General features: G+C 65.8%; 23 protein-coding genes and 1 tRNA gene. 12 read left to right on the top strand and 12 right to left on the bottom strand.

The features are described 5' to 3' along the window. Nucleotides 1-28: 28 nt before the first annotated feature. A complete protein-coding gene (locus tag NLR35_RS11430) occupies nucleotides 29-1204 on the top strand; it encodes a DUF2336 domain-containing protein (protein ID WP_257166638.1) in 1176 nt (391 codons plus the stop codon). 288 nt (nucleotides 1205-1492) lie between these two features. Here the strand turns inward: NLR35_RS11430 and NLR35_RS11425 are convergent, their stop codons facing one another. The 5 genes from NLR35_RS11425 to NLR35_RS11405 all read right to left on the bottom strand — a co-directional run bounded on the left by NLR35_RS11425 (nucleotide 1493) and on the right by NLR35_RS11405 (nucleotide 6661). Beyond that, nucleotides 1493-2077 (bottom strand): Hpt domain-containing protein, encoded by a 585-nt coding sequence (locus NLR35_RS11425; protein ID WP_257166637.1) that lies wholly within the window; start codon nucleotides 2075-2077, stop codon nucleotides 1493-1495. A gap of 111 nt (nucleotides 2078-2188) precedes the next feature. Further along, on the bottom strand, nucleotides 2189-2734 hold the full coding sequence (locus NLR35_RS11420) for a response regulator (RefSeq protein WP_172107934.1): 546 nt from the start codon (nucleotides 2732-2734) through the stop codon (nucleotides 2189-2191). A gap of 114 nt (nucleotides 2735-2848) precedes the next feature. Continuing rightward, nucleotides 2849-3628, bottom strand: a complete 780-nt coding sequence (locus NLR35_RS11415; protein WP_257166636.1) for an NAD kinase — start codon at nucleotides 3626-3628, stop codon at nucleotides 2849-2851. Nucleotides 3629-3832: 204 nt separating this feature from the next. After that, nucleotides 3833-5980: an adenylate/guanylate cyclase domain-containing protein gene (locus tag NLR35_RS11410; RefSeq protein WP_257166635.1), complete on the bottom strand. Its 2148-nt coding sequence runs from the start codon at nucleotides 5978-5980 to the stop codon at nucleotides 3833-3835. Between the two features lie 18 nt (nucleotides 5981-5998). Then, a complete protein-coding gene (locus tag NLR35_RS11405; RefSeq protein ID WP_257166634.1) occupies nucleotides 5999-6661 on the bottom strand; it encodes a hypothetical protein in 663 nt (220 codons plus the stop codon). Nucleotides 6662-6880: 219 nt separating this feature from the next. Between NLR35_RS11405 and NLR35_RS11400 the strand changes: the two genes are divergently transcribed. After that, nucleotides 6881-8461, top strand: coding sequence for a S10 family peptidase (locus NLR35_RS11400; RefSeq protein WP_257166633.1), 1581 nt, complete (start codon nucleotides 6881-6883; stop codon nucleotides 8459-8461). A 132-nt stretch (nucleotides 8462-8593) separates the two neighbouring features. On the opposite strand, the gene NLR35_RS11395 is transcribed toward NLR35_RS11400, so the two are convergent. Continuing rightward, nucleotides 8594-9982: a serine hydrolase domain-containing protein gene (locus tag NLR35_RS11395; protein ID WP_257166632.1), complete on the bottom strand. Its 1389-nt coding sequence runs from the start codon at nucleotides 9980-9982 to the stop codon at nucleotides 8594-8596. A gap of 137 nt (nucleotides 9983-10119) precedes the next feature. Next, complete coding sequence (locus NLR35_RS11390; RefSeq protein WP_006612915.1) at nucleotides 10120-10656, bottom strand: tetratricopeptide repeat protein; 537 nt, start codon at nucleotides 10654-10656, stop codon at nucleotides 10120-10122. A 294-nt stretch (nucleotides 10657-10950) separates the two neighbouring features. Here NLR35_RS11390 and NLR35_RS11385 point away from each other — a divergent pair, with 294 nt between their 5' ends. The 4 genes from NLR35_RS11385 (at nucleotide 10951) to NLR35_RS11370 (ending at nucleotide 13434) form a co-directional block, all read left to right on the top strand. Then, on the top strand, nucleotides 10951-11352 hold the full coding sequence (locus tag NLR35_RS11385) for a hypothetical protein (RefSeq protein WP_257166631.1): 402 nt from the start codon (nucleotides 10951-10953) through the stop codon (nucleotides 11350-11352). Between the two features lie 162 nt (nucleotides 11353-11514). Beyond that, nucleotides 11515-11961 (top strand): hypothetical protein, encoded by a 447-nt coding sequence (locus NLR35_RS11380; protein WP_257166630.1) that lies wholly within the window; start codon nucleotides 11515-11517, stop codon nucleotides 11959-11961. Between the two features lie 286 nt (nucleotides 11962-12247). Beyond that, nucleotides 12248-12976 (top strand): outer membrane protein, encoded by a 729-nt coding sequence (locus NLR35_RS11375; protein ID WP_257166629.1) that lies wholly within the window; start codon nucleotides 12248-12250, stop codon nucleotides 12974-12976. Nucleotides 12977-13194: 218 nt separating this feature from the next. Continuing rightward, nucleotides 13195-13434: a hypothetical protein gene (locus NLR35_RS11370; RefSeq protein ID WP_257166628.1), complete on the top strand. Its 240-nt coding sequence runs from the start codon at nucleotides 13195-13197 to the stop codon at nucleotides 13432-13434. A 220-nt stretch (nucleotides 13435-13654) separates the two neighbouring features. Here the strand turns inward: NLR35_RS11370 and NLR35_RS11365 are convergent, their stop codons facing one another. Beyond that, a complete protein-coding gene (locus NLR35_RS11365; RefSeq protein WP_006612910.1) occupies nucleotides 13655-13903 on the bottom strand; it encodes a hypothetical protein in 249 nt (82 codons plus the stop codon). A 181-nt stretch (nucleotides 13904-14084) separates the two neighbouring features. Between NLR35_RS11365 and NLR35_RS11360 the strand changes: the two genes are divergently transcribed. After that, nucleotides 14085-14192 (top strand): hypothetical protein, encoded by a 108-nt coding sequence (locus NLR35_RS11360; RefSeq protein ID WP_035647070.1) that lies wholly within the window; start codon nucleotides 14085-14087, stop codon nucleotides 14190-14192. Nucleotides 14193-14237: 45 nt separating this feature from the next. On the opposite strand, the gene NLR35_RS11355 is transcribed toward NLR35_RS11360, so the two are convergent. Continuing rightward, a complete protein-coding gene (locus NLR35_RS11355) occupies nucleotides 14238-14753 on the bottom strand; it encodes a hypothetical protein (protein WP_257166627.1) in 516 nt (171 codons plus the stop codon). A gap of 327 nt (nucleotides 14754-15080) precedes the next feature. Here NLR35_RS11355 and NLR35_RS11350 point away from each other — a divergent pair, with 327 nt between their 5' ends. From NLR35_RS11350 to NLR35_RS11340, 3 genes are all read left to right on the top strand, one after another. Beyond that, nucleotides 15081-15665: a TetR/AcrR family transcriptional regulator gene (locus tag NLR35_RS11350; protein WP_257166626.1), complete on the top strand. Its 585-nt coding sequence runs from the start codon at nucleotides 15081-15083 to the stop codon at nucleotides 15663-15665. Between the two features lie 179 nt (nucleotides 15666-15844). Continuing rightward, nucleotides 15845-16471: a DUF3313 domain-containing protein gene (locus NLR35_RS11345; protein WP_257166625.1), complete on the top strand. Its 627-nt coding sequence runs from the start codon at nucleotides 15845-15847 to the stop codon at nucleotides 16469-16471. Next, nucleotides 16468-17280: a DUF2147 domain-containing protein gene (locus NLR35_RS11340; protein ID WP_306577383.1), complete on the top strand. Its 813-nt coding sequence runs from the start codon at nucleotides 16468-16470 to the stop codon at nucleotides 17278-17280. Before NLR35_RS11345 ends, NLR35_RS11340 begins: the two co-directional genes overlap by 4 nt. Nucleotides 17281-17320: 40 nt before the next feature. On the opposite strand, the gene NLR35_RS11335 is transcribed toward NLR35_RS11340, so the two are convergent. Both NLR35_RS11335 and NLR35_RS11330 read right to left on the bottom strand, forming a co-directional pair. Next, nucleotides 17321-17395 (bottom strand) — tRNA-Thr (locus tag NLR35_RS11335). A gap of 181 nt (nucleotides 17396-17576) precedes the next feature. Next, complete coding sequence (locus tag NLR35_RS11330) at nucleotides 17577-18053, bottom strand: hypothetical protein (protein ID WP_257166624.1); 477 nt, start codon at nucleotides 18051-18053, stop codon at nucleotides 17577-17579. Nucleotides 18054-18340: 287 nt separating this feature from the next. On the opposite strand from NLR35_RS11330, the gene NLR35_RS11325 reads away from it, so the two are divergent. Both NLR35_RS11325 and NLR35_RS11320 read left to right on the top strand, forming a co-directional pair. After that, the gene (locus NLR35_RS11325; protein ID WP_257166623.1) at nucleotides 18341-18802 is read left to right on the top strand and encodes a hypothetical protein; all 462 of its coding nucleotides are present in this window, start codon (nucleotides 18341-18343) and stop codon (nucleotides 18800-18802) included. A 54-nt stretch (nucleotides 18803-18856) separates the two neighbouring features. Beyond that, nucleotides 18857-19354 carry a hypothetical protein gene (locus NLR35_RS11320; RefSeq protein WP_257166622.1) on the top strand — a complete coding sequence of 166 codons (498 nt, stop codon included), beginning with the start codon at nucleotides 18857-18859 and terminating at the stop codon, nucleotides 19352-19354. Nucleotides 19355-19412: 58 nt separating this feature from the next. Here NLR35_RS11320 and rlmB read toward each other — a convergent pair whose 3' ends face one another. Continuing rightward, nucleotides 19413-20255 (bottom strand): 23S rRNA (guanosine(2251)-2'-O)-methyltransferase RlmB, encoded by an 843-nt coding sequence (rlmB, locus tag NLR35_RS11315; protein ID WP_257166621.1) that lies wholly within the window; start codon nucleotides 20253-20255, stop codon nucleotides 19413-19415. Between the last annotated feature and the right edge of the window lie 112 nt (nucleotides 20256-20367).

The raw sequence follows: 20367 nt of genomic DNA, 5'->3' as shown, positions 1-20367 counted from the left end.
TTTGCAAGTTGCGTAAGCCGGAAAGACCATGATCGTTCGGCAGTTTCTCAGTTGGGTCAGAACCGCGCCCGCCGGTGAGCGGGCAGAGGCCACCAGGGCTCTCGCGCGGGCGTGGTTGTTGTCGGATCTCTCGGATGAGGATCGCGGCGCCGCCGAGGGCGCGCTGCTCATGCTGCTGGATGATCCGTCGCCGCTGGTGCGGCAGGCCATGGCGGAGGTGTTCGCCCGCAGCGAGGATGCGCCGGCCGCCATCGTCCAGGCGCTCGCGACCGACCAGCCTTCGGTGGCCGCGATCATCCTCGAACACTCGCCGCTGCTGATCGATGCCGACCTCGTCGACATCGTCGCGACCGGCAATTCCGAAACACAATGCGCCATCGCCCGGCGCATCGGCCTGCCGGCGCCGGTCTGCGCGGCAATCGCCGAGGTCGGCAGCGCCGCGGCGGCGCTCGAGCTGATCGAGAACGCCTATGCCGAGCTCCCGCCATTCTCCTGGGATCGCATCGTCGAACGCCACGGCCATCTCGCCGCCATCCGCGAAGCGATGCTGGTGCTCGACGATCTTCCGGCCGCAACCCGTGCGGCGCTGGTCGACAAACTCTCCGAGACGCTGGCGCAGTTCGTGGTCGCCAGGAACTGGCTCAGCGCCGACCGGGCCGGGCGCATCACCAGCGAAGCGCGCGACCGTTCGACCATCACCATCGCCTCACGCACGCGCGGCGAGGAGCTGCGCGGTCTCGTCCAGCATCTCCGCGTGACGTCGCAACTCACTGCCGGGCTCATCCTGCGCGCGCTGCTCTCCGGCAATATCGAGTTGTTCGAGATCGCGCTGTCGGAGCTCGCCGACATGCCGCGCGCGCGCGTCTCCTCGCTCCTCAACGAGCGTGGCCGCGCCAGCCTGCAAGGATTGCTGCGCAAGGCGGGCATCCCCGACACCACCTTCGAGGCCTTCGCCATTGCGCTGGAGGTCTGCCGCGAGAACGGCTTTGCCGACACGCTGAGCGGCGCGGCCATCCTGCGCCGCAAGATGGTGGAACGCGTGCTGACCCATTGCGCGACCGATCGCGATGCGGCCGAGCCGCTGCTGATCCTGCTCCGCAGGTTCGCCACCGAATCCGCCCGCGACGAAGCCCGCGAGTTCTGCGACGAGGTGATGGCCGAGGATTTCGTGGCCGGGCTGGAGTTCGGGCTGATCGCGGCGTAGGCCGGGCTTACGGTTCATCCGCACCCCCACCTGTGTGTGAGGCTACCCATCTCTGTCCACGTCATTCCGGGCCATCGCGCAGCGATGAGCCCGGAATCCATAACCCCGAGCGGTTATGTGGCGAAGGCAAGCGCCGCCGCCATCTCGCGCCTCATTGCATCCCGTGGCTATGGATTCCGGGCTCGTGCTACGCGCGCCCCGCAATGACAGGTGAGAGAGAACGCGCCTAGATTTTCTTGCGCGCGCCTTGCTCGCAGGCAGCTTGCCGCAGAACCCGACCGTGAGCGATTACGGCTGATCGCTCGGCACGAGGCTCGGCGCCAGGATCGCTTCCAGATGCTCCGGACGGTTGCGGTTCACCTGGATCAAATAGTCATCCGCCACGCGGCGCAGGCGACGGCTCAGCTCGGCGGCGACAGTCGGGCTGTGGTACTTGGTGTGATCATGCACGATCGCCAGGATGGCGTTGACGTGATGGTCGAACAGCTCGGCGGGGACCTTGTCCAGGTCCGGCGCATGCTCGATGATCCGGCACAGGCTGTCGGCAACCTCGGCGGCGGCGGGATAGCCGAACGTGGCCGCATCGCCCTTGATGTCGTGGGCCGCGCGGAACATCTCCTCGCAGGCGTCATCATCGAAGTGGGTCTTGCGCACGGCGGCGTAGGCCTTCGACAGGCGTTCGGCTTCGCTGTCCATCCATGATTTGAACTCGCCGGACAGACCGGCCAGCGCGGCTTCCGCGCGCGCAACAGGATCGTCCAGATCCTCCTCGTCGGTGCGCCGCAGCACCTTCTTCAGCGGATTGGGCTGGGTGATCACATGATGCGAGGCGTAGGTCTTGACCTGGATTGCCGGGGCCTTGTCTTTCGCCATCTCGATATCCTCAGGTGATGCCGACCAACGCAATCTGATTCATAGCCGATGGACCGGACGGGCTGTGCACCGATTCCGGGACGGCGTTAACAGGTGCTCACTGCTGCGCCGCTAAACTGCGGAGCGGGCTTTATCCAGAAGTGACGGCTGCTGGAAGATTTCCGCCTCGCCGCCGATCCGGCGCTCGGGGCCGATATAGGCGGTGTTGGTGTTACGGCGCCGATCCGGACCGAAATAGGTCTTGGTCTTGATGAAGGGACGGGGATTGGCGACCACGTTGAGGATGCGCTGATACAGGCCCTTGGCCGAGATCGGCTTGGCGAGAAACTCGGTGACGCCGGCATCGCGCGCGACGGTGACGCGGCGCTTTTCGGAGTGACCTGTCAGCATGATGATCGGCGCGTAAGGATTGCCCTTCGCTTCCGGCTGGCGGATCATCTGCGCGAGTTCGAGCCCATCGAAGATCGGCATCGCCCAGTCGGTGATGACGATATCGGGCGAGAAATGCGTGTACATTTCGAGCGCGGTCGCGCCGTCCTCGGCCTCGTTGACCTCGCGTGCGCCGAACGAATGCAGCAGCGTGCGCAGGATGCGCCGCATGTGCGGGTTGTCGTCGCAGACGAGGAAACGCAGCTTGTTGAAGTCGATGCGGTACATTTGGGCCGGCCTGAAGGCATCACCAATGAAGGTGGTCAACGCGCATTAACCATAGGGAGCACCGGGTTAACAAAGCGTTGCGGGGCGGCCGCGCGCCCGCGAAAACCGCTGCAATCAGTAGCCGAACTGCTCGCTGAGGATGCGCTCTTCCAGGCTGTGGCCGGCGTCGAACAGCATCCGCATCGAGATCGTCTTGTCGGAGAGCACCTCGACCCGCTGGACGTTGCGGACCTCGTCGTGGTCGGCCACCGCCGCCACCGGCCGCTTGTCGCCTTCGAGCACCTCGATGATGACATAGGCCGTATTCGGGAGCAGGGCGCCGCGCCAGCGCCGCGGGCGGAACGCGCTGATCGGGGTCAGCGCCAGCAGCGCGGCGTTGATCGGAAGGATCGGACCCTGCACCGAGAGATTGTACGCGGTCGATCCCGCGGGCGTCGCCACCAGCACGCCGTCGGCGATCAGCTCGGGCATGCGCTCGCGCTCGTCGATCAGGATGCGCAGCCGCGCGGTCTGCGCGGTCTGGCGGAACAGATAGACCTCGTTGATGGCGTGATGGATGTGCACGACGCCGTTGGCGTCGGTCGCCCGCATCAACAGCGGATGGATGACCGATTCCTGCGCCGCCTCGAGCCGGCCATGCAGGTCGATGGTCGAGAACTCGTTCATCAGGAAGCCGACGGTGCCGCGATGCATGCCGTAGATCGGCTTGCCCGAGCGCATGTGGTCGTGCAGCGTCTGCAGCATCAGGCCGTCGCCGCCGAGGGCGACGACGACATCGGCCAGATCCGGATCGGCGTTGCCATAGAGCGCGGAGAGCTGCGTCAGCGCAGCCTGTGCCTCGGCACTTGGACTCGCGACGAAGGCGATCCGCTCATATCGCTTGGACGTGGTCATGCGTCGATCGGGCTCGCTGGTCGTTGGCCGGTTGAAGGCGCCGTGTCGTCTAGCCGACCTTGGCCGTGCTTGTCCATCGCGGCCGGTATGCGGGGCCAATGGGGCCGGTATGAGGGCCGATCCCGCCCGGAAATGGGGCGCACCACGCAGCCTTCGCGACGGGTCATTGCCGCGGTTGCGGACGAGGGCAGCGTCATCGCCGCGTCATTTTTCCTGCAACGTGCGTACCGGGTCCCAGGCGGTGGCACCGTTCGGCGTGGTCGCGGTGACGCGCGCGGCGAACAGGGCGCTCGGGCGATCGTCATCGGCGCCGGCCGCGAAGCGCTCGGCCGCCTGAGCCAGCTCGCCGGCGCGCCAGTGCGCGAGACCCGTGGCGTAGCCGGAGAGCAGGGTCTGTTCCTGCGGCGACAGCTCGGCGGTGCGGCCATGCAGCTCGTAGATGGTCAGCGATTGCTCGCGGCCCTTGACTCTGACGGTGTCGAGCTCGCGCCAGGCGAAGGCGTCGCCGGCCAGCGAGCGCGTGCTTTCGGACGCGATGATCGTGGTGCCATAGAACTTGTTGGCGCCTTCGAGCCGCGAGGCCACGTTCACGGCATCGCTCATGACCGAGTAGTTGAAGCGCCGCTGCGAGCCGAAATTGCCGACCAGCGCGGCGCCGCTGTTGATGCCGATCCGCTGCGCCACCTTGATGCCCTGAAAAGCGCTCGAGGTGCGATTGAGCTCGGCAAGCTTCGCCTTGCAATCGAGCGCCGCATGGGCCGCGCTCTTGGCATGATCGGGATCGTCGAGCGGGGCGCCGAACACGGCGACGACGGAATCGCCGATATATTTGTCGACATAGCCGTCATGGGCCTCGATGACATCAGTCATCGCCGACAGATATTCGTTGGTCAGCGCCATCAATTGCTCCGGCGACATCTGTTCGGCGATGCGCGAAAAACCTTCGATGTCCGAGAAGAAGACGGTGACCTCGCGGGTCTCGCCGCCGAGCTGCGGCAGCCGGCGCGAGGCCAGCATGCGGTCGATCTCGCGCGGTGCGAGGTAGTAGGCGAAGCTCTTCTGCAGCAGCCTGCGGTCCTTGTCGGTGACCATGAAGCGATAGCCGGTGGTTGCGGCGAGCGCGAGCATGCCGGCGGCCAGCGGTTCGCCGAGGGGCAACGCAAGGGCGCGGTTGAAGAGGGCGCTGGCCAGTCCGATGTAGAGAACCGCGAGCAGCGCGAGGATTGCTGCGGCAATGGTCGGTCGCAGCAGCCGCGCGAGCAGGGCGGCCAGCAGCGCCATGGCGAGCGCGATCGCAAAGATCGCGGGCCGGCTCAATTCCACGGCGGCCTCCTGCCTCACCAGATTGTTCACCGCCGTGGCATGGATATAGACGCCGGCAATGGTGCTGCGGGCGAAGGTCTCGGCGACCCTGCGCTCGCCGAGCACGCAGCGCGGCCGCCGCGCGCCCTCCGCCCGCGTCGCGAAGCGCTTCGAGGTCACGCGCCGGTCTTCGATCCCGACGGTGCCGATCAGGACGGCCTTGCCGCTGAACTCGCGGCGGAAATAGTCCTTGTCTCCCTTGAGCGCGCAGGCGCGCAGGTCTGCGAAGGAATAGGTGGGAATGTCGTCGGCGCCGCCGGCGAAATTCAACGTCATCGTGCCCGGCACCCGACCGGGAATCGCGTAGTCGCCGAGGGCAACGCCGTCAGCGGCGATGGCGGGCGCCGTGCCGGTCGCGCGCGCGGCGAGCTCCAGCGCCATGCTCGGAATGATCTTGCCGTCTGCGCTGAGCGTCAGCGGATGACGGCGCACCACGTCGTCGCTGTCGGTATAGGTATTGAGCGGCCTCAGGTTCTGCTGCTGGCGCACCGCGATGCGCTGGCCCGGCGCGGGCAGGATCGGCGGCTCGCCGAAGATCTCGCCCAGCACCACCTTGCCGCCGGCGGCCGCGGCGGCCAGCGCGCGCAGGAAGTCGCGATCGAAACCGCGCGTCTTCTCGCCCAGCGTGGAATCGCCGAGGGGAATCTCCGACTGCTCGATCGAGGTCTGAAACACCATGTCGAAGCCGACCACCTTGGCGCCGCCGTCGAGCACGGCGGTCAGCACGCGGCCGATCTCGCCGGTCCAGGTCAGGAGCGGGGCGCCCTTGAAGGGCGGCGCCTGATAGCTCTCCTCATCGATCGCGATCACGACCGCGGGACTCGTCGCAGCGTCATGGCGATTGCCGAACGCCTCGAAGCGCAGCCATGTCAAGGCGTCGAGCGACAGCCCGCGGCCGCGCTCGAAGGCGGGCGAGACGAACAGGCCCGCGCACGCCAATGCGATGGCGATGACGGCAAGCGCGTCGCGCGTCCGGCGTCCGATCGCCACCGATGACCGCTTTCAGCTTCAGTTGAGCCGGATCAGCCGCCCGACCGCTGGGCCGGGACCCGCCTTGGCCTGCGCGTCGACCTTGAAGACGATACGGGCGGGGCCGAAGCTTGCGACATAGGTGCCGCCGGGCGTCAGCGGATGGCTGGTGCCGGCGAAATCGTAGAACCGTCCCTTGTATTGCCGGCCGGAAAGCTCGACCTCCTGGCGATCGCCGGGCTGGTCGAGCCGCTCGACGACCAGGGTGCCACGTCCCTTGGCCTCGAAGATCGGCGACGCGCCATAGATCACCGCCTGCGCGATCGGCGCGCTGTCCGGCCCGACGCTGCGCACGATGGTCGCTGCGACCTCGCTGGTCTCACGCGTCGTCGCCTGCGCGTGGCTGGCGTCGCAATTGACGATGTCGCTCTTGAGCGCGGCTCCCTCGACCTTGCTCTCGGAGGGGCCCACGGTGACGCTGCCGGTGCCGTTGACCGTCTCGCGGCGGCAGGATTTCAGGTAGCTCATGACTACGGCGCCGTCGGGACCGAGCTTGATCACCTGGCCGGGCGCGACATAGTCCATCAGCTCTGCGCCGGACACCTCGCCCTGCACATCCTCCACCAGCGCAGCCGGCGGTCCGGCAAAGACCGGTGCGGCGAGCCCGGTCAGGGCCGCGACGATGAACGTCGGGTATTTCATGATGAGCTCCGTGATCGCAACCGGCGGCGCGCCTTTTGTCCCATGATTGGGACGCTGGACGGGATCGAGAGGTTCGAGCCCATAACACAAGTCGGCCGAACAGGCACCGGGCCCCGTGTGACCTGGATCACGGAAGAGTTGGTTGAGGTTGGTCCTCAAGCGCGGTTCATGCGTTTGAAGACGACGGTTGGTGCGGGACTTGGTCGAGGGAGTGAGTTGATGGCAGGTTTCACGTCGTCCATCGGACGTTCCGGTCTGGTGGCCTTGGCCTTGACTGCGCTGATCGCTGGACCCGCGGCGCGGGCCCAGGACGCCCCGCCGGCGGCGCAGGAGCATGCCGCACCGAGCGGAGCTCGTGCCGGCTCAGCGGGCAATCGCGCCGCGACCCCGCCGGGCTCGGCCTCGACGGCCGAGCAGCACAAGCTGCCGGTCGACTCCACCACCACCCAGACGGTCAAATTGCCCGGCCGGACCTTGTCGTTCACGGCGACCGCCGGCTCGATCCGCCTGTTCGACGACAAGGGCGAGCCGCAGGCCGATATCGCCTATACGTCCTATCAGCTCGACGGCACCGATCGCGCCAGCCGCCCCGTCACCTTCTTCTTCAATGGCGGACCGGGCGCGTCCTCCGCCTATCTGCAGCTCGGCAATGCGGGGCCGTGGCGGATTGGGATTGACGCAGCCAGCGTCACACCGTCGTCGAAGCCCGACCTGCTGCCGAATGCCGACACCTGGCTCGACTTCACCGATCTCGTCTTCATCGATCCCGTGGGCACCGGCTACAGCCGCTTCGTCGCGACCGGCGACGATGTCCGCAAGCGCTTCTTCTCGGTCGATGGTGACGTGCGCTCGCTGTCGCTTGTGGTTAGCCGCTGGCTGGAGAAGAATGACCGGCTGGCCTCGCCGAAATTCGTCACCGCTGAAAGCTATGGCGGCATTCGAGGACCGAAGATCGTGCAAAATCTGCAGCAGGATCAGGGTGTCGGCGTCAGCGGACTGATCCTGCTCTCGCCGCTGATGGACTTCCGCGACTATTCAGGCTCCAGCCTGTTGCAATATGTCGCGAGCCTGCCGAGCTTTGCGGCGGTGGCCAAGCAGATGAAGGGCCCGGTGACGCGCGCCGATCTCGCCGATGTCGAGCGTTACGCCAGCGGGGACTTCCTGCTCGATCTCGTCAAGGGCGAGGCAGATACTGAGGCGACGAACCGGCTTGCCGACAATGTCGCGAACCTGACCGGCATCGACCAGTCGGTCAGCCGCAGGCTTGCGGGCCGTTTCGACGTCTCGGAATTTCGCCGCGAGTTCGATCGCAAGAATGGCCGCGTCACCGGCCGCTATGACGGCTCGGTGCTCGGCATCGACCCGTATCCGGATTCGAGCCACTCGCGCAGTTCCGATCCCTCCGGCGACGTGCTCACGGCGCCCTTGACCAGCGCGGCCGTCGAGCTGACGACGCGCAAGCTGAACTGGCGTCCCGACGGCTCCTACGAGCTGCTCAGCGGCGCGGTGAACCGGTCCTGGGATTTCGGCCGCGGCATCAGCCCGCCGGAATCGACCGGCGAGTTGCGGCAGATCCTCGCGCTCGATCCCAGGCTGAAGCTCCTGGTCGGCCATGGCCTGTTCGATCTCGCCACGCCGTACTACGGCACGAAGATTCTGCTCGACCAGTTGCCGGCGTTCGCGCGGCCGCCGCGGGTCAAGCTCGTGGTCTACCCCGGCGGACACATGTTCTATTCCCGCGACGATGCGCGGAAGGCCTTCCGTGGTGAGGCCGAGGCGATGATGAAGGAGGGCAGGTAGCTCTTTTTTTGAGCCGCCTCTCTGTCCACCCGTTATTGCGAGCGAAGCGAAGCAATCCAGAGTCCTCGCGCCGCCCTGGATTGCTTCGCTTCGCTCGCACTGACGGTGTGTGGGGACACTCCTGGCCGAAGTCTAACTCTCCTTCTTCCGCCGGCCCTTCGGATATTTCCGCTCCATTTCGGCCTTCAAAACGCGTTCCGGCCGCAGGCGCGCGCCGCCGAGCCAGACTTCGCTGACGCCGGACTTCGAGCGCACGCGCCGGACGGGCTCGCCATGGCTGGAATAACCGGCGGCGTGTGTGATCCGGCCTTCGTCGCGCCCCGTCACCTCGATGCGCGGCGCATCGAGGAACGGGTTGATGAAGGACGGATTGGCCACCATCACCTGCTCGCCGAAGGGAACGAGGTCGAAGGCGCTCCACAGCGTCCACCAGCGCCCGGTCCAGTCGCGCGTCTTGCGCGACGGCGCGCCATGGGTGGCGAAGGCTTGCAGGATGAACTTGACGCCGTTCGCCCATCCAGGGGCCCAGCCATCGATGGCGTTGGTCAGCACGGTGATCCCGATCTCACGCGACGGGATGACCGACGTCCGCGAGATGTAGCCCTGAAAGCCGCCGCCATGGCCAAACCAGTCGAAGCCTGCGGTGGTGCCGCTCATCAGCGCCAAGCCGTAATAGGCTTCCTCGACGTCCTGCGGCACGCGCCATTGCCGCCGGACCATCTCGCGGCGGCTCGCGACCGAGAGCAGGCTCTTTTTCGCGTTGGGTGCGAGCTGGGCGAAGAAGCGCGCGGTATCCGCCGCGGTCGCAACGACGCCTGCGGCGGCCATGATGGCGTGGGTCGGATTGTCGCCGGGAATCACCGCGCGGCGCCCCAGTGGCACGATGCGCGAATGACCGCGCGCGAACGGCACGGTCTTGGCCAGCAGGGTCATGTCGGGCGCGCTCTCGCGCAGGCCCAGCGGCGTCATGATCTCGCGCTGCAGCCAACTGGGGTAGGGCTCCCCGGTGATCTGTTCGATGACGAGGCCGAGCAGGCCGTAGCCGTGGTTGGAATATTTGAAGCGGCTGTTCGGCTCGATGGCCGGCGGCAGCCGCAGCTCAGCCAGCAGCTCGTTCCAATCGAGGTAGGGGCGGCCGTCGGTGAACTGGCCGGAATCCTTGCCGTCGCGGACGAGGCCTGCGGTATGCGAGAGCAATTGGCCGAGTGTGGCGGTGGCGACCTCCGGATGCAGGTCCTTGACGTAGTCGCCGACGGGGTCGTCGAGCTTCAGCCGCTTCTGCTCGCGCAGCCGCATGATTCCGGCGGCCGTGAAAGCCTTGGTGTGAGAGGCGATGCGGAAGCGATGCCTTGGCGTCAGCTTCTCGCCGCTGTCGAGATTGGCATGCCCGAACGCGGCTTCGAGCACGATCTCGCCGCGATGGGCGATCGCGATGATGCAGCCGGGCTGTCCGGAGACCTCGACCTGATACGCCAGCCAATCCTTGATGTAACCGAGAGCTGCGCCAAGCCAGGGCTCCACGAGCAATCTCCTATCGAACCGTGATGAAATGAACTGCGAAGACTGATCCATAGCCGAGGAATGGCAGCGCACAAACGAAAATGGCGCAACCCTTTCGGGTTGCGCCACTGTCGAGATCGGACGTGTCCGATAGCGCCTCAGTAGACGAGGCCGGTGCCCGGCTGCTTTTCCAGCGCGTCGGCCAGCGAGCGATATTCGGCGCTGTTGGTGCCGGCGAGCTGCGCGACCTTGTCGAGGTGGTACTTGGCCTGCTCGCGGTTGCCCTGTTCGAGCTGCCAGAGGCCGTAATACTGCCAGGTGCGCACGTGGTTCGGATCATCCGCCAGGGCCTGCTCGTAATACTGCTTGGAGGCCTGGTAGTTGCCGAGCTTGCGGTAGGAGTAGCCGATCAGGTTGGCCACGTCGGCGACGTCCTCACGGTTCAGCGCCTTGAGCTGCTGGATCGCGGTGGTGTAGTCGCCGCGATCATAGATCGAGGTGTAGGCCGTACGATACGCAGCGAGGAACTTCGGATCGTCGATGCTCGAGCTCTTGTCCTTCTTCTTCTTGTCCGGCGGCGGCGAAGACGGGGTCTCGCTGCCCGCGGCATAAGCCTTCGACAGAAGCAGCGGCCCGGAGGCCACGGCCATCGCGCACAATGCCAGCGTGGCAATCCTGATCGCAGACTTTTTCATTCGTATCTCCCGAGTTGTCGATCCAACAGGTGGTGACTGCATGCGGAGAAGAACTTCCGCAGCTGCGAAATATTCCCGGTCGTTTGCGCGGATTTTGCGCCGCGATCGGTGCATTATACTGGCCAGATGATGACAGGCTAGTCACCTCGATGACTATCCCTTCATGTCGATGAACTGAAAGCCCGGCTTTACTTCAGGGTGGGTTCAGTGCCCGTTCCCTATGGTCGTTTCCATGATCACGAGCCCATTCGCACTGGATGGTACCTTGCAGATCTTCACATCACGGAGACGACCATGCTGAAGACCATGTCCATTGCACTGCTCGCCGCGTCGATCCTGGCTGCGCCCGCCTTCGCCGCAGGGCCTGCAAAAACCGATGCTTCCGCGAAGTCGACCCAGACCACCGGCACGTCGACCGGCAAGACCGAAATCAACAAGAGCGAGATCAACAAGACCGACGCGAGCAAGACGACCGATGCGAAGGCCGGCAGCGCGCAGACCGGTGACAAGACCAACGAGATGAAGCCGACGGTCGGCAAGGCCAAGGGCAAGCCGCACGCCTCGCTGCTTCGGCACACGCATCGGCATACCGCGCATCTTCGCCATCACGACAAGGTGAAGGTCCAGCATGCGTCCGCCGCCGCCCACAAGAAGGTGAGCCTCAAGCGTGTGACGCCTGCGACCCGCCGCGGCTGATCGGCCGCGGACGACCATCCGACCGACGCTCGTATTGCCGCCGGCACGCCTCCCGCGTGACCGGCGGCAGCGGTTTGACGAGGCTGTGACGCCGGGTGGATTTCCTGTTCGCAGGCTTTCGGCTAGAAGCTGGCGAGGAGAGGGCTTGCAGAGTTGGGCGCGGTGGGGATTGGGACAACGAGCTGGTGGCCGGCGGCCGCGCTGGCATTGCTGCTGGCGGGATGCGCGAGCGGCGGTCCGGCTGCGTTCATGAGCGAAGACAATCGCGCCATCTCCTACACCGGGGACCGCGGCGTCTCCAACCAGCCCTTTCCGGCAAACTATCGCACCGAGCTGGTAGCCTATCTCAGGACCTATCTGAACAATCCGGTCGGGGTGCGCGAGGGCGTGCTGGCCGAGCCGGTGCAGCGGACGGTCGGCGGCCGCCTGCGCTATGTCAGCTGCCTCCGCTACGCGGCGCGCGAGTCCGACGGCAGCTACCGTCCGGCCAAGGAGCGGGCGGCGATCTTCGTCGATGGTCGGTTCGACCGGCTGCTCGAGGAGGCCGGCGAGCTCTGTACCGGATCGAGCTATGCGGCATTTCCCGAGCTGGCCGGTATGACCCGCTAGCAAGCTGCGTTCACGGCAGACCTGCCACGTCGTCGCAGCGGCTTGCGGGGGTTCGAACCCGATCACAAGTGAGGGATAGGTTCAAACGCTTTGCCGCCTCGGTGCGACCAAATGTCGGGCGAAGCGTTCAGCTTCACGAAATCTTCGGGAAGCCTATGGAACAAAAGGCCTTTGTTGCCCCCTGGTGACACGCGGCGGACAATCACAGCTGCGTCACCGCCATCGGGCAACCCAAATGCGGCCACGATGTTCGATAGATGTCGCAAATGAATAACGGGGACGTCCCATGAAACGCGTTTTTCTGAGTGCAGTGGCTGTGACCGCCTTGGCTTCGACCATTGCGGCCGTGCCGGCGTTCGCCGCCGACATGCCCGCGCGCACCTACACCAAGGCGCCGCCCATGACCCCGCCCCAGGCGATCTACGACTGGACCGGGTTCTATATCGGCGGCCATCTCGGCGGGGCCTTTGCCGCGAACAACAGCCTCGACGGCAACAATGGGCGCTTCCTCGGCGGCGTCCAGGGCGGCTTCGACTACCAGTTCGCGCCGAACTGGGTGCTGGGCATCGAGGCCCAGTACAGCTGGATGGACCGCAACACGACCAATTTCGGCTTCCCTGGCGCGACGGTCGTGACCTCGACCGGCGCCAACCAGCTCGGCTCGGTGACCGGTCGGCTCGGCTACACCTGGGGGCCGGCCATGGTCTACGCCAAGGGCGGTTATGCCTGGCGTGATGGCAATGGCCTCGGCGTGAACGTCGCCGGAGTGCCGGCCGGATTCACGACCGCGGGCAACAGCAAGGACGGCTACACCGTCGGCGCCGGCCTCGAATACATGTTCGCCCCGAACTGGTCGGCCAAGGCCGAGTACCAGTACTATAATTTCGGCAATACGACTTTCACGGGTGGACCGGCTCCGATCGTGGGCGGCCGCTTCAACAACGAGGACCACACGGTGAAGGTCGGCGTGAACTATCGGTTCGGCTGGGGTGGTCCGGTCGCCAGCAAGTATTGACCGCTCGACCGGCCGGCAGGCAAGGCGCCCGCCCACTGCCGCTCATCGTAACGACAATCTGTCAAACGCCCGCGCCTTGGCGCGGGCGTTTTGCTGACCGACCCATGGTAGCGATGGTTTCGGAGGCTCTCACGCACTGCAAAAAAATTTTCAAACCTTCGTGAAACTTTCGCCACCAGTTGTTATTATGAGTCCGCCGGTTTGATGGATCATCCCACATGCGTATCTTGTTGTCCGTGCTGTTGTTGTCGGCGGCTGTTTTGCCGTGCTCCGCCCAGACCGTCCTGAAGTCCGAACCGCTGATGCTGGCGCCATACGAGGTGGCGCTGGTGCAAGCCGCATCCTGCCCGTCGGGTAAGGTGTTGAAGGTGACCGGTGCGATCCGCGGCCTTAGCCGCAAGCGTGCCTGTGTCGCACTTCCCTCCGAAACCGCCTCGCTGGCGACGGCCACGCCGTAAGGTCTGGATATCAAGGCGACGCTTCCGGCGGGCAGCTCAGCTGCCCGCCGATTGCGGTGTCTTCAGTTGCAAAAGCCTGCTGGAAGTCGTGAGAGACGTATCTGCGCGGTCCCTCCCATGGAGGATCGCGCGCGAACCGTCTGACCATATGATCGGCGCTGCTCGACGGCGTCGACTGAGGGGCAGCCGAGGCGCCCCTGCCGTAATATCTCCCCTTCGCTCAGGAGGCGTAGGGGATGTTGAACTCCTGGTCGGCCTCGACGCGGTTCTGCCAGGGATCCTCCTCCGGCTCGGCGGCACACGGCCGGATCTCGTAGTCATTGTCGAGCTGCAGATGCCCGGCCTCACGCCGCGCATTGATCATCACATCCACCACCAGTCCGCTTTGCCGTGCCAGCCGCCAGACGTCAGCCTCGGTCGGATAGGCCTTGCTCAACTTGGCCTCATTGCAAAACAGGGCATAGGGCATTCCAAACGGCTCCAAAGAAGCGAAGGATGAACCGACGATGAACAGGGGTTGTAGCGAGACACGGGCGTGTTCGCGGCCGGAAAGTGGCCTTTTCGGTCCGCGCGAGTCGTAAACGAGTCCTAAATTTTTGGAAAAAGAATCCGTGGGACTCCGGGGCTAGAATCGCCAGATGGTTAAGTCCATGGGAACCGATCTCCACATCTTCTGCGGGCGGATCCAGCTGACGCTCGCGTTTGGATTGTTGCTGGCTTTTGTCGCCAATGTGGCGACCCTGTGCGCCTGGCTGTGAGCAGGCGCGCCCTCTCGCGAGCTCGAGCGGGCGAGAATGACGAACTCACTTCTCGGGAAGCTCCGTTCCCTCGGCAGAGGCCTTCAGTCGCGCAAGCGTCGCACTGAAATATTCCTGCCGCTCACGGTTGAAGCGCTCCTGATGGGCACGGAAGCGGGCGACGCGGGAGCGAATTTCGGTCTGCATGTCGCGCTGTAGATCGAGCTGCGATGCGATGCTGGTGAAGCGCCCGAGACCAGAACCGGCCTGGGCGGCTGGCGACTGCACAGCAGGGGACTCCTGCCCTCGCACCTTGGCCAACTCATAACTCTCTGCCGGGGCAGGATCCGCCGCATCGTTCGAATCCCGGGCCGGGAGTTCGTGATCGCTGGGCTTTGCGAGCGCCGGTTGGACCGGGATCGACGTTGCGCGGGAGGTCGGTGCCTGCTGGGAGGCGACGGGCGGCGCGACCGGAATGGCAGGGACTTCGAACTTGGAGAAGTCGGCCGGCTTGCCGGTGACCGATTGCACGAAGGCCATGGTCTGCGCGATCAGCGCATCACGCTCTTCCTTCCACGTCATGGCGATGTCCCCCAGAAGGCCGTAATTGCAACAAATGCCTGTCCCTAAATCAAGTTGATGGGCCAGTGACTTCTGGGGATAAGCGCGAGTCCTGGTTGAGGTGTGGCAATACTGTTGCCACAGTTCGAACCCGTTTCGTCCTGGCCCCGGTGGAAGTCGATGGCGACAATCCGCGGTGGCGGCGATGGTTCCTGCTGCATCCGAGCGTGCAGTCGGCTGGCTTGACAGGAGAGGGTGGCTCTCGCCTATCACCGGCCGGGCAGACGCCGCCTCAGTCTCCCTCTGCCTCTGCACTGATGCAATCTCGGCGAGACCTGGTGTTTTCTGATGGACAATCCCTCGCGCTCGGAGCGGTCGCGGAAGGCGGCGTTGACTGCTGCCCTCACCATTATCGCCCGCGATGGCCCGGGACGGCTGACGCTCGATGCGATCGCGCGCGAGAGCGGCCTCAGCAAGGGCGGGCTGATGCACCAGTTTCCCAGCAAGGAGGCGGTGCTCCGGGCGCTGCTCGAGCAGCAGTTCTCACACTTCGACGAATTTGCCAGCAAATTCAGGACTGAGGCCGGCGAAGCCGGAGGGCAGTCTGAGCTCGCCACCCAGATTGCCATCTCCCGCGAGCTGATTGCCCAGCAATATTCAGTGGCGCAGGCGATGCTCGGCGCGCTGGCCCAGGAGCCCAGCCTGCTGGCCGATGCCCGTGCCAAGGACGCCGAGCGGCTGGCCGAGATTCGCGGCGAAGCCGACGACGCCGAGCTTGCCGTGCTGCGCTGGGCCGCGGCGCGGGGGCTCGCCCTGATGGCCATGCTGCGCGTCTCGCCGCTGGAACCGGCCGAACTGGATCGCTTGTTCGCGCGCCTCCTCGATGACCGGCAATGGGACAGGTTCGCGCAGGACGACTCGCCCAAATCCTGAGGCCGGTCGCCTCCCCCATTTTCCGTTGTCAGGTTCCTCGGGCAATTAACCCGCTCTTAGGCTAACCTCTTTACAAACCGTCTGGTCGGTTTTATTGATTGGATGTCGATTGTGCTTCGCAGCATCGGCGAGAGGAGAGTGACATGAAGGGCGGGTACCGAACGACTGGCGCTGTCGTGATGACAGCGGCTGCCATGTGCGCCGGGTGCAACACGGTGACGCCGGTCGCCTATTCCGAGGTGACCTCGGCGCGCTTGTTGGCATCGAATACCGCTGATGCCTCGGGGCGGGTGCCTTACCGCTACGCGACGACCACCGACTGGCGCAGCTATGACAAGGTGATCCTCGAGCCGATCGTCATCTATCGGGGCCGCGATCACCAGTTCGGCGACATGTCGGAGTCCGACAAGGCAAAGCTCTCCGCCTATATGCGGACCCGCTTCCAGCAAGCTCTGGCGTCGCGCTTTCAGCCCGTCACCCAGCGCGGCCCGAACACGCTGCGTGTGCGGCTCACCCTGACAGGCGCGGTGACCAACACGCCCGTGCTCGGTACGGCTTCGCGCTTCGATCTCGCAGGCGCCGTCTACAATGGCGTGCAGAGCGCGCGCGACGGCGAGGGGCTGCTGACCGGCTCGGTGTTCTACGCCGCCGAGCTCTTTGATGCCGCGAGCGGGCGGCTGCTGAACGCGTTCGTCAGCAAGCAGTATCCGGCGCCCTACGACATCAGCGCGAGCGTCGGTGCGCTGTCCGCCGCGCAGGCGGGGATCGACAAGGGCGCGGATGCCCTGGTCGCTGAGCTGCAATGAGCGGCGAGCCCGCACGCGGGCGCGATCATTGCGGGTCGCCACGCCGCGCATCTGCCGCCGCCTCCCGCCTCGAAATCGCGGGTACGGGCAGCTCGATCGCACAAGGTCGACGATCGGCCGGCAAAGATCGCCCGGAGCGCGAATCCCGGCCGCGCGGCCGCCGCGCCAGCGCCTGGCTTGAAGCCGTGGAGACAATGAGGTCCGTCAAGATGACTCTGAGATTCGTCCTGCGTGTGAGCTTGCGCATCGTGGTCAGCCTGTTGTTGTCGATGGCCGAGGGCCGCGGCAACGCCGCACCGATCAGCGATCCGCTCGGCACCTGGCTGACCGAGGACGGCCGCGCCCGCATTCGCATCGAGCGCTGCGGATCGGCGCCGGACCGCGTCTGTGGCTACGTCGTGTGGGCCAAAGAAACCGCCGATGCCAAGGGCCAGGCGTTCCGAGACCGCCTCAATCCCGATCCGGCCAAACGCAACCGCCTGCTGCTCGGACATCAGATGCTGCTCGGCCTGAAGCTGAATGCCGACGGCCGCTACGCCGGCGAGGTGTACAACGCCGAGGACGGCAAGACCTACGGTGTGACCATCTGGCGCGAGGGACCGAGAACGCTGGCGGTCAAAGGCTGCCTGCTCGGCCTGTTCTGCGCCACCCAAGGCTGGGCTCAGGTGACTGATCTGGTCCCCGGTCAGCTCGTCGCCGCGACCGGGGAGGGCGGTGGGCCCGTGTCCGATCCGGAATGGGCCGCGCCGAAGCCGGCGGCCGGGGGCGTGAAGTTGCCTGCGGCGGCGATCAAGCCCAGGGCGAATTGATTTTCGGGCTCAAGAGGGGCGCGCCCAGCGCCATGGCGGATGGTGCCGGCTGAGGGGATTGAACCCCCGACCTTCGGTTTACAAAACCGCTGCTCTACCGCTGAGCTAAGCCGGCGAATGCGCCTTCGGATGGTGGCGGAGGTGTGCCTGCCGTCCCGGCAAGGGCCTCCGAAGCGCGTCCTACCAGAGTTGATGGGCCGAAGCTACTGCCGTCGCGCGAGCTCCAATCGGGACGCCAGATCGAAAAAGGGCGGCCGTGAGGCCGCCCTTCGTCGAGCCGGAGCAGTGATCCGGGATTACTGGCAGATGTGCATCAGCCCGTCGCCGCCCTTGAACATCGTGCCCGGACGGCAGACCAGGCCGTTGCGGGTGGCGTAGCTGTTCCAGTCGCCGTAGTAGCCGAGCTGGCCGCGATCATAGGTCGGCTGGTCGAAGCGGTACGGGCCGGGATCGTAGGCATAGGCGTCCGCCGTGCGGAACGGCGCCGTGGCGATGGCGCCGGCGGTGCCGATGGCAGCCCCAGCCACGCCTGCGGCGGCGCCGACTGCGCCGGCGGCGACATCGGCCGGCCAGAAGCCGGTGCCCCGGCGATTCCAATCGTTATTCCAACCATTATTCCAGCCGCCGTCGGCGCGCTGCTGCATCATCGCGGCGTCTTGGCGAGCAGCGTCGTGGCGGGCCATGTGGTGGCGGTGGTGCATGTCGCGCGCCATGGCCGGTGCGGCCAGCGCCGTCGCGAGCACGGCAGCCCCGAGAATTGCAGATCTGATCATGGAATGACTCCGTCGTTGCGCCCCGACTGCTAAGTACAAGCGGGCTTTGCCGTTCCGCAGTGATCACGATGTTTTTGCAGGGCACGTACCGTGCGCTCGGAGATTTTCGGCTGGTTCTGACGCGCTCGGCTGATGAGCGGGCATTAACCTTCCGCCGCGAACTCGCCGGACGCCTTAACCCGAACGAATGGCCTGCGCGTTAGCCTTACCGGCAGATTGATCCGCGCGCTTAACCCATGGCGAGGCGCGTTGCGGTATTTGTAGCGTGGCAACCCGGGCGTGAATTCATGCGTATTGCAACGGCTCTTGCGATCTTGATCGGGACGGCGTCCGCCTCGCTCGCGAGCGAGGGGTTCGAGATCGTGATTCCGCAACGGCCGGGCGTGCCGGTCGTGATCAACGGCATCGATGCCTCCTACGCCGTCGTCGAAGGCCAGTACGGTCTCGGTCGGGGCAACTACATGCAGCCGCAGGTCTATGGCGGCCGTCTGGTCGAGCCCGAGCCCCATGTCGGTCACTACTATCCGACGCTCGGATCGACGCCCGGCTATGGCCGGATGGAGATCGAGCCGCCGGCCAACCGCAAGCTGCCGAAGCCGGCTGAAAGCTATTCCCGCTCCTGGGGCGCGGAGTCGCAGATGCAGCCGGCCGAGCCGGCGGTGCCGATGTATCCACCCGCGGTGATCGTCGCGCCGGAGGGCGGCGGCCCGCGCGGCTACGGTAATCGGCCTCCAGACTATCGTCGTTAGAATCCAATCGTCGACAACGAGATCAAACAAAAATCAGATCATCAGGAGAGAGTAATGCGTCATATGATTTCAGGACTTGTCGCCATCGCCGGCCTTGCCGTCGCCGGCAGCGCGCCCGCCATGGCCTGCGGCTATTCGTCCTGCGCGCCGTGCGGCTATGCGAGCCCGTGCGCGCCGGCCGTCACCTACCAGCCGACCGTGACGTACCAGCCGACGGTCACCTATCAGCCGACCTATACCTATCAGCCCGGCTACACCTATGGCGCGGCCGGCTGCGGCAGCTGCGGCGCCACCTATGAGCGCCTGCCGGAGCCGACCCGCCAATATTATTATGTGAACCAGGGCCCGACCTATAGCGGTCCCGGTGCGTTCGCCCCGTATCCGGCCTATGAGGAGCGCGCGCTGCCGGTGTATCGCTATCATCACCGCCACCACGCCTATGAGGCGACCCGCGTCGCGCCTGAAGTGGTCTACGCCCAGCCGCATGGCGGCTATCGCTGGGGCGCCTCGTCTTACTATCACGGCCGCCGCGTGCTGCGCCGCTACTACTGATCTACCAGGTCAATCCCCGTCGCGAACGCCCGTGCGCAGCCTGCGCGCGGGCGTTTCGTCATTTGGCCATCAGTCCGAGCCGGCTCGCGCCGACATAGAGTGCGAGCACTGCGGCGTTGGAGACATTGAGGCTCTTGATCGCGCCGGGCATGTCGAGCCGCGCCACCACGCTGCAGGTCTCGCGCGTGAGCTGGCGCAGGCCCTTTCCCTCGGCGCCCAGCACGAGCGCCAGCGGCTGGCGCAGGGGCACCGACGCGATGTCGGCGTCACCGGCGCTGTCGAGCCCCACGGTCTGGAAGCCGCGCTCGTTGAGCCGGGTCAGGGCGCGGGCGAGGTTCTGCACGGTGATGATCGGCACCAGCTCGAGCGCGCCCGAAGCGGATTTGGCCAGCACGCCGGTCGCCTCCGGGCTATGCCGCGCGGTGGTCACGATGGCCTTGACATCGAAGGCGGCCGCCGAGCGCAGGATGGCGCCGACGTTATGGGGATCGGTGATCTGGTCGAGCACCAGGATCAGGCCCTCGGGAGCCAGCGTGTCGATGTCGGGCGAGGGCAGGGGATCGGCCTCGGCGAGCAGGCCCTGGTGCACGGCGTCGGGGCCGAGCCGCTGGTCGATCTGGCCGGGACGGACGATTTCGGGCGTGACCCGCGTCTCGATGCCTTCATCGGCAAGCCGGCGCGCGGCGTTCTCGGTCAGATAGAGCTTGCGGATGGTCCGGTTCGGATTGGCCAGCGCCAAGCTCACGGTGTGCCAGCCATAGAGGATGACCGGACCATCCGAGCCGGCCTCGCGCTCCCACCGGCCGTGCGGTCGCTCGAATCCGCGCGGCTTGCCGGAAAATCTGCCGGGAGATTTGCCGCCTTGGCGGCGAAAAGGGGGCTTGCGGTCACGTTCGCTCATGGCGTGAGCTTCTGTCACGGCCGGCGGATTCTGGCAATTTGGCACCGGCGGCTTGGAAAAACCGGCTTGGGAAAAATCGTCGTCCCTTGGTTGACTTTGAGGGGCCGGTTCG

This window comes from Bradyrhizobium sp. SRS-191 (assembly GCF_024586915.1).
Taxonomy (GTDB): Bacteria; Pseudomonadota; Alphaproteobacteria; order Rhizobiales; family Xanthobacteraceae; genus Bradyrhizobium.
The sequence above is the reverse complement of the archived record's forward strand: the minus strand, read 5'-3'. Positions and strand labels throughout refer to the sequence as shown.

Coding starts and splice junctions, on each gene's coding strand:
- NLR35_RS11430 (WP_257166638.1), top strand. CDS start 29: ATGATCGTTCGGCAGTTTCTCAGTTGGGTCAGAACCGCGCCCGCCGGT.
- NLR35_RS11425 (WP_257166637.1), bottom strand. CDS start 2,077: ATGGCGAAAGACAAGGCCCCGGCAATCCAGGTCAAGACCTACGCCTCG.
- NLR35_RS11420 (WP_172107934.1), bottom strand. CDS start 2,734: ATGTACCGCATCGACTTCAACAAGCTGCGTTTCCTCGTCTGCGACGAC.
- NLR35_RS11415 (WP_257166636.1), bottom strand. CDS start 3,628: ATGACCACGTCCAAGCGATATGAGCGGATCGCCTTCGTCGCGAGTCCA.
- NLR35_RS11405 (WP_257166634.1), bottom strand. CDS start 6,661: ATGAAATACCCGACGTTCATCGTCGCGGCCCTGACCGGGCTCGCCGCA.
- NLR35_RS11400 (WP_257166633.1), top strand. CDS start 6,881: ATGGCAGGTTTCACGTCGTCCATCGGACGTTCCGGTCTGGTGGCCTTG.
- NLR35_RS11390 (WP_006612915.1), bottom strand. CDS start 10,656: ATGAAAAAGTCTGCGATCAGGATTGCCACGCTGGCATTGTGCGCGATG.
- NLR35_RS11385 (WP_257166631.1), top strand. CDS start 10,951: ATGCTGAAGACCATGTCCATTGCACTGCTCGCCGCGTCGATCCTGGCT.
- NLR35_RS11375 (WP_257166629.1), top strand. CDS start 12,248: ATGAAACGCGTTTTTCTGAGTGCAGTGGCTGTGACCGCCTTGGCTTCG.
- NLR35_RS11370 (WP_257166628.1), top strand. CDS start 13,195: ATGCGTATCTTGTTGTCCGTGCTGTTGTTGTCGGCGGCTGTTTTGCCG.
- NLR35_RS11365 (WP_006612910.1), bottom strand. CDS start 13,903: ATGCCCTATGCCCTGTTTTGCAATGAGGCCAAGTTGAGCAAGGCCTAT.
- NLR35_RS11360 (WP_035647070.1), top strand. CDS start 14,085: ATGGGAACCGATCTCCACATCTTCTGCGGGCGGATCCAGCTGACGCTC.
- NLR35_RS11355 (WP_257166627.1), bottom strand. CDS start 14,753: ATGACGTGGAAGGAAGAGCGTGATGCGCTGATCGCGCAGACCATGGCC.
- NLR35_RS11350 (WP_257166626.1), top strand. CDS start 15,081: ATGGACAATCCCTCGCGCTCGGAGCGGTCGCGGAAGGCGGCGTTGACT.
- NLR35_RS11345 (WP_257166625.1), top strand. CDS start 15,845: ATGACAGCGGCTGCCATGTGCGCCGGGTGCAACACGGTGACGCCGGTC.
- NLR35_RS11340 (WP_306577383.1), top strand. CDS start 16,468: ATGAGCGGCGAGCCCGCACGCGGGCGCGATCATTGCGGGTCGCCACGC.
- NLR35_RS11330 (WP_257166624.1), bottom strand. CDS start 18,053: ATGATCAGATCTGCAATTCTCGGGGCTGCCGTGCTCGCGACGGCGCTG.
- NLR35_RS11325 (WP_257166623.1), top strand. CDS start 18,341: ATGCGTATTGCAACGGCTCTTGCGATCTTGATCGGGACGGCGTCCGCC.
- NLR35_RS11320 (WP_257166622.1), top strand. CDS start 18,857: ATGCGTCATATGATTTCAGGACTTGTCGCCATCGCCGGCCTTGCCGTC.
- rlmB (WP_257166621.1), bottom strand. CDS start 20,255: ATGAGCGAACGTGACCGCAAGCCCCCTTTTCGCCGCCAAGGCGGCAAA.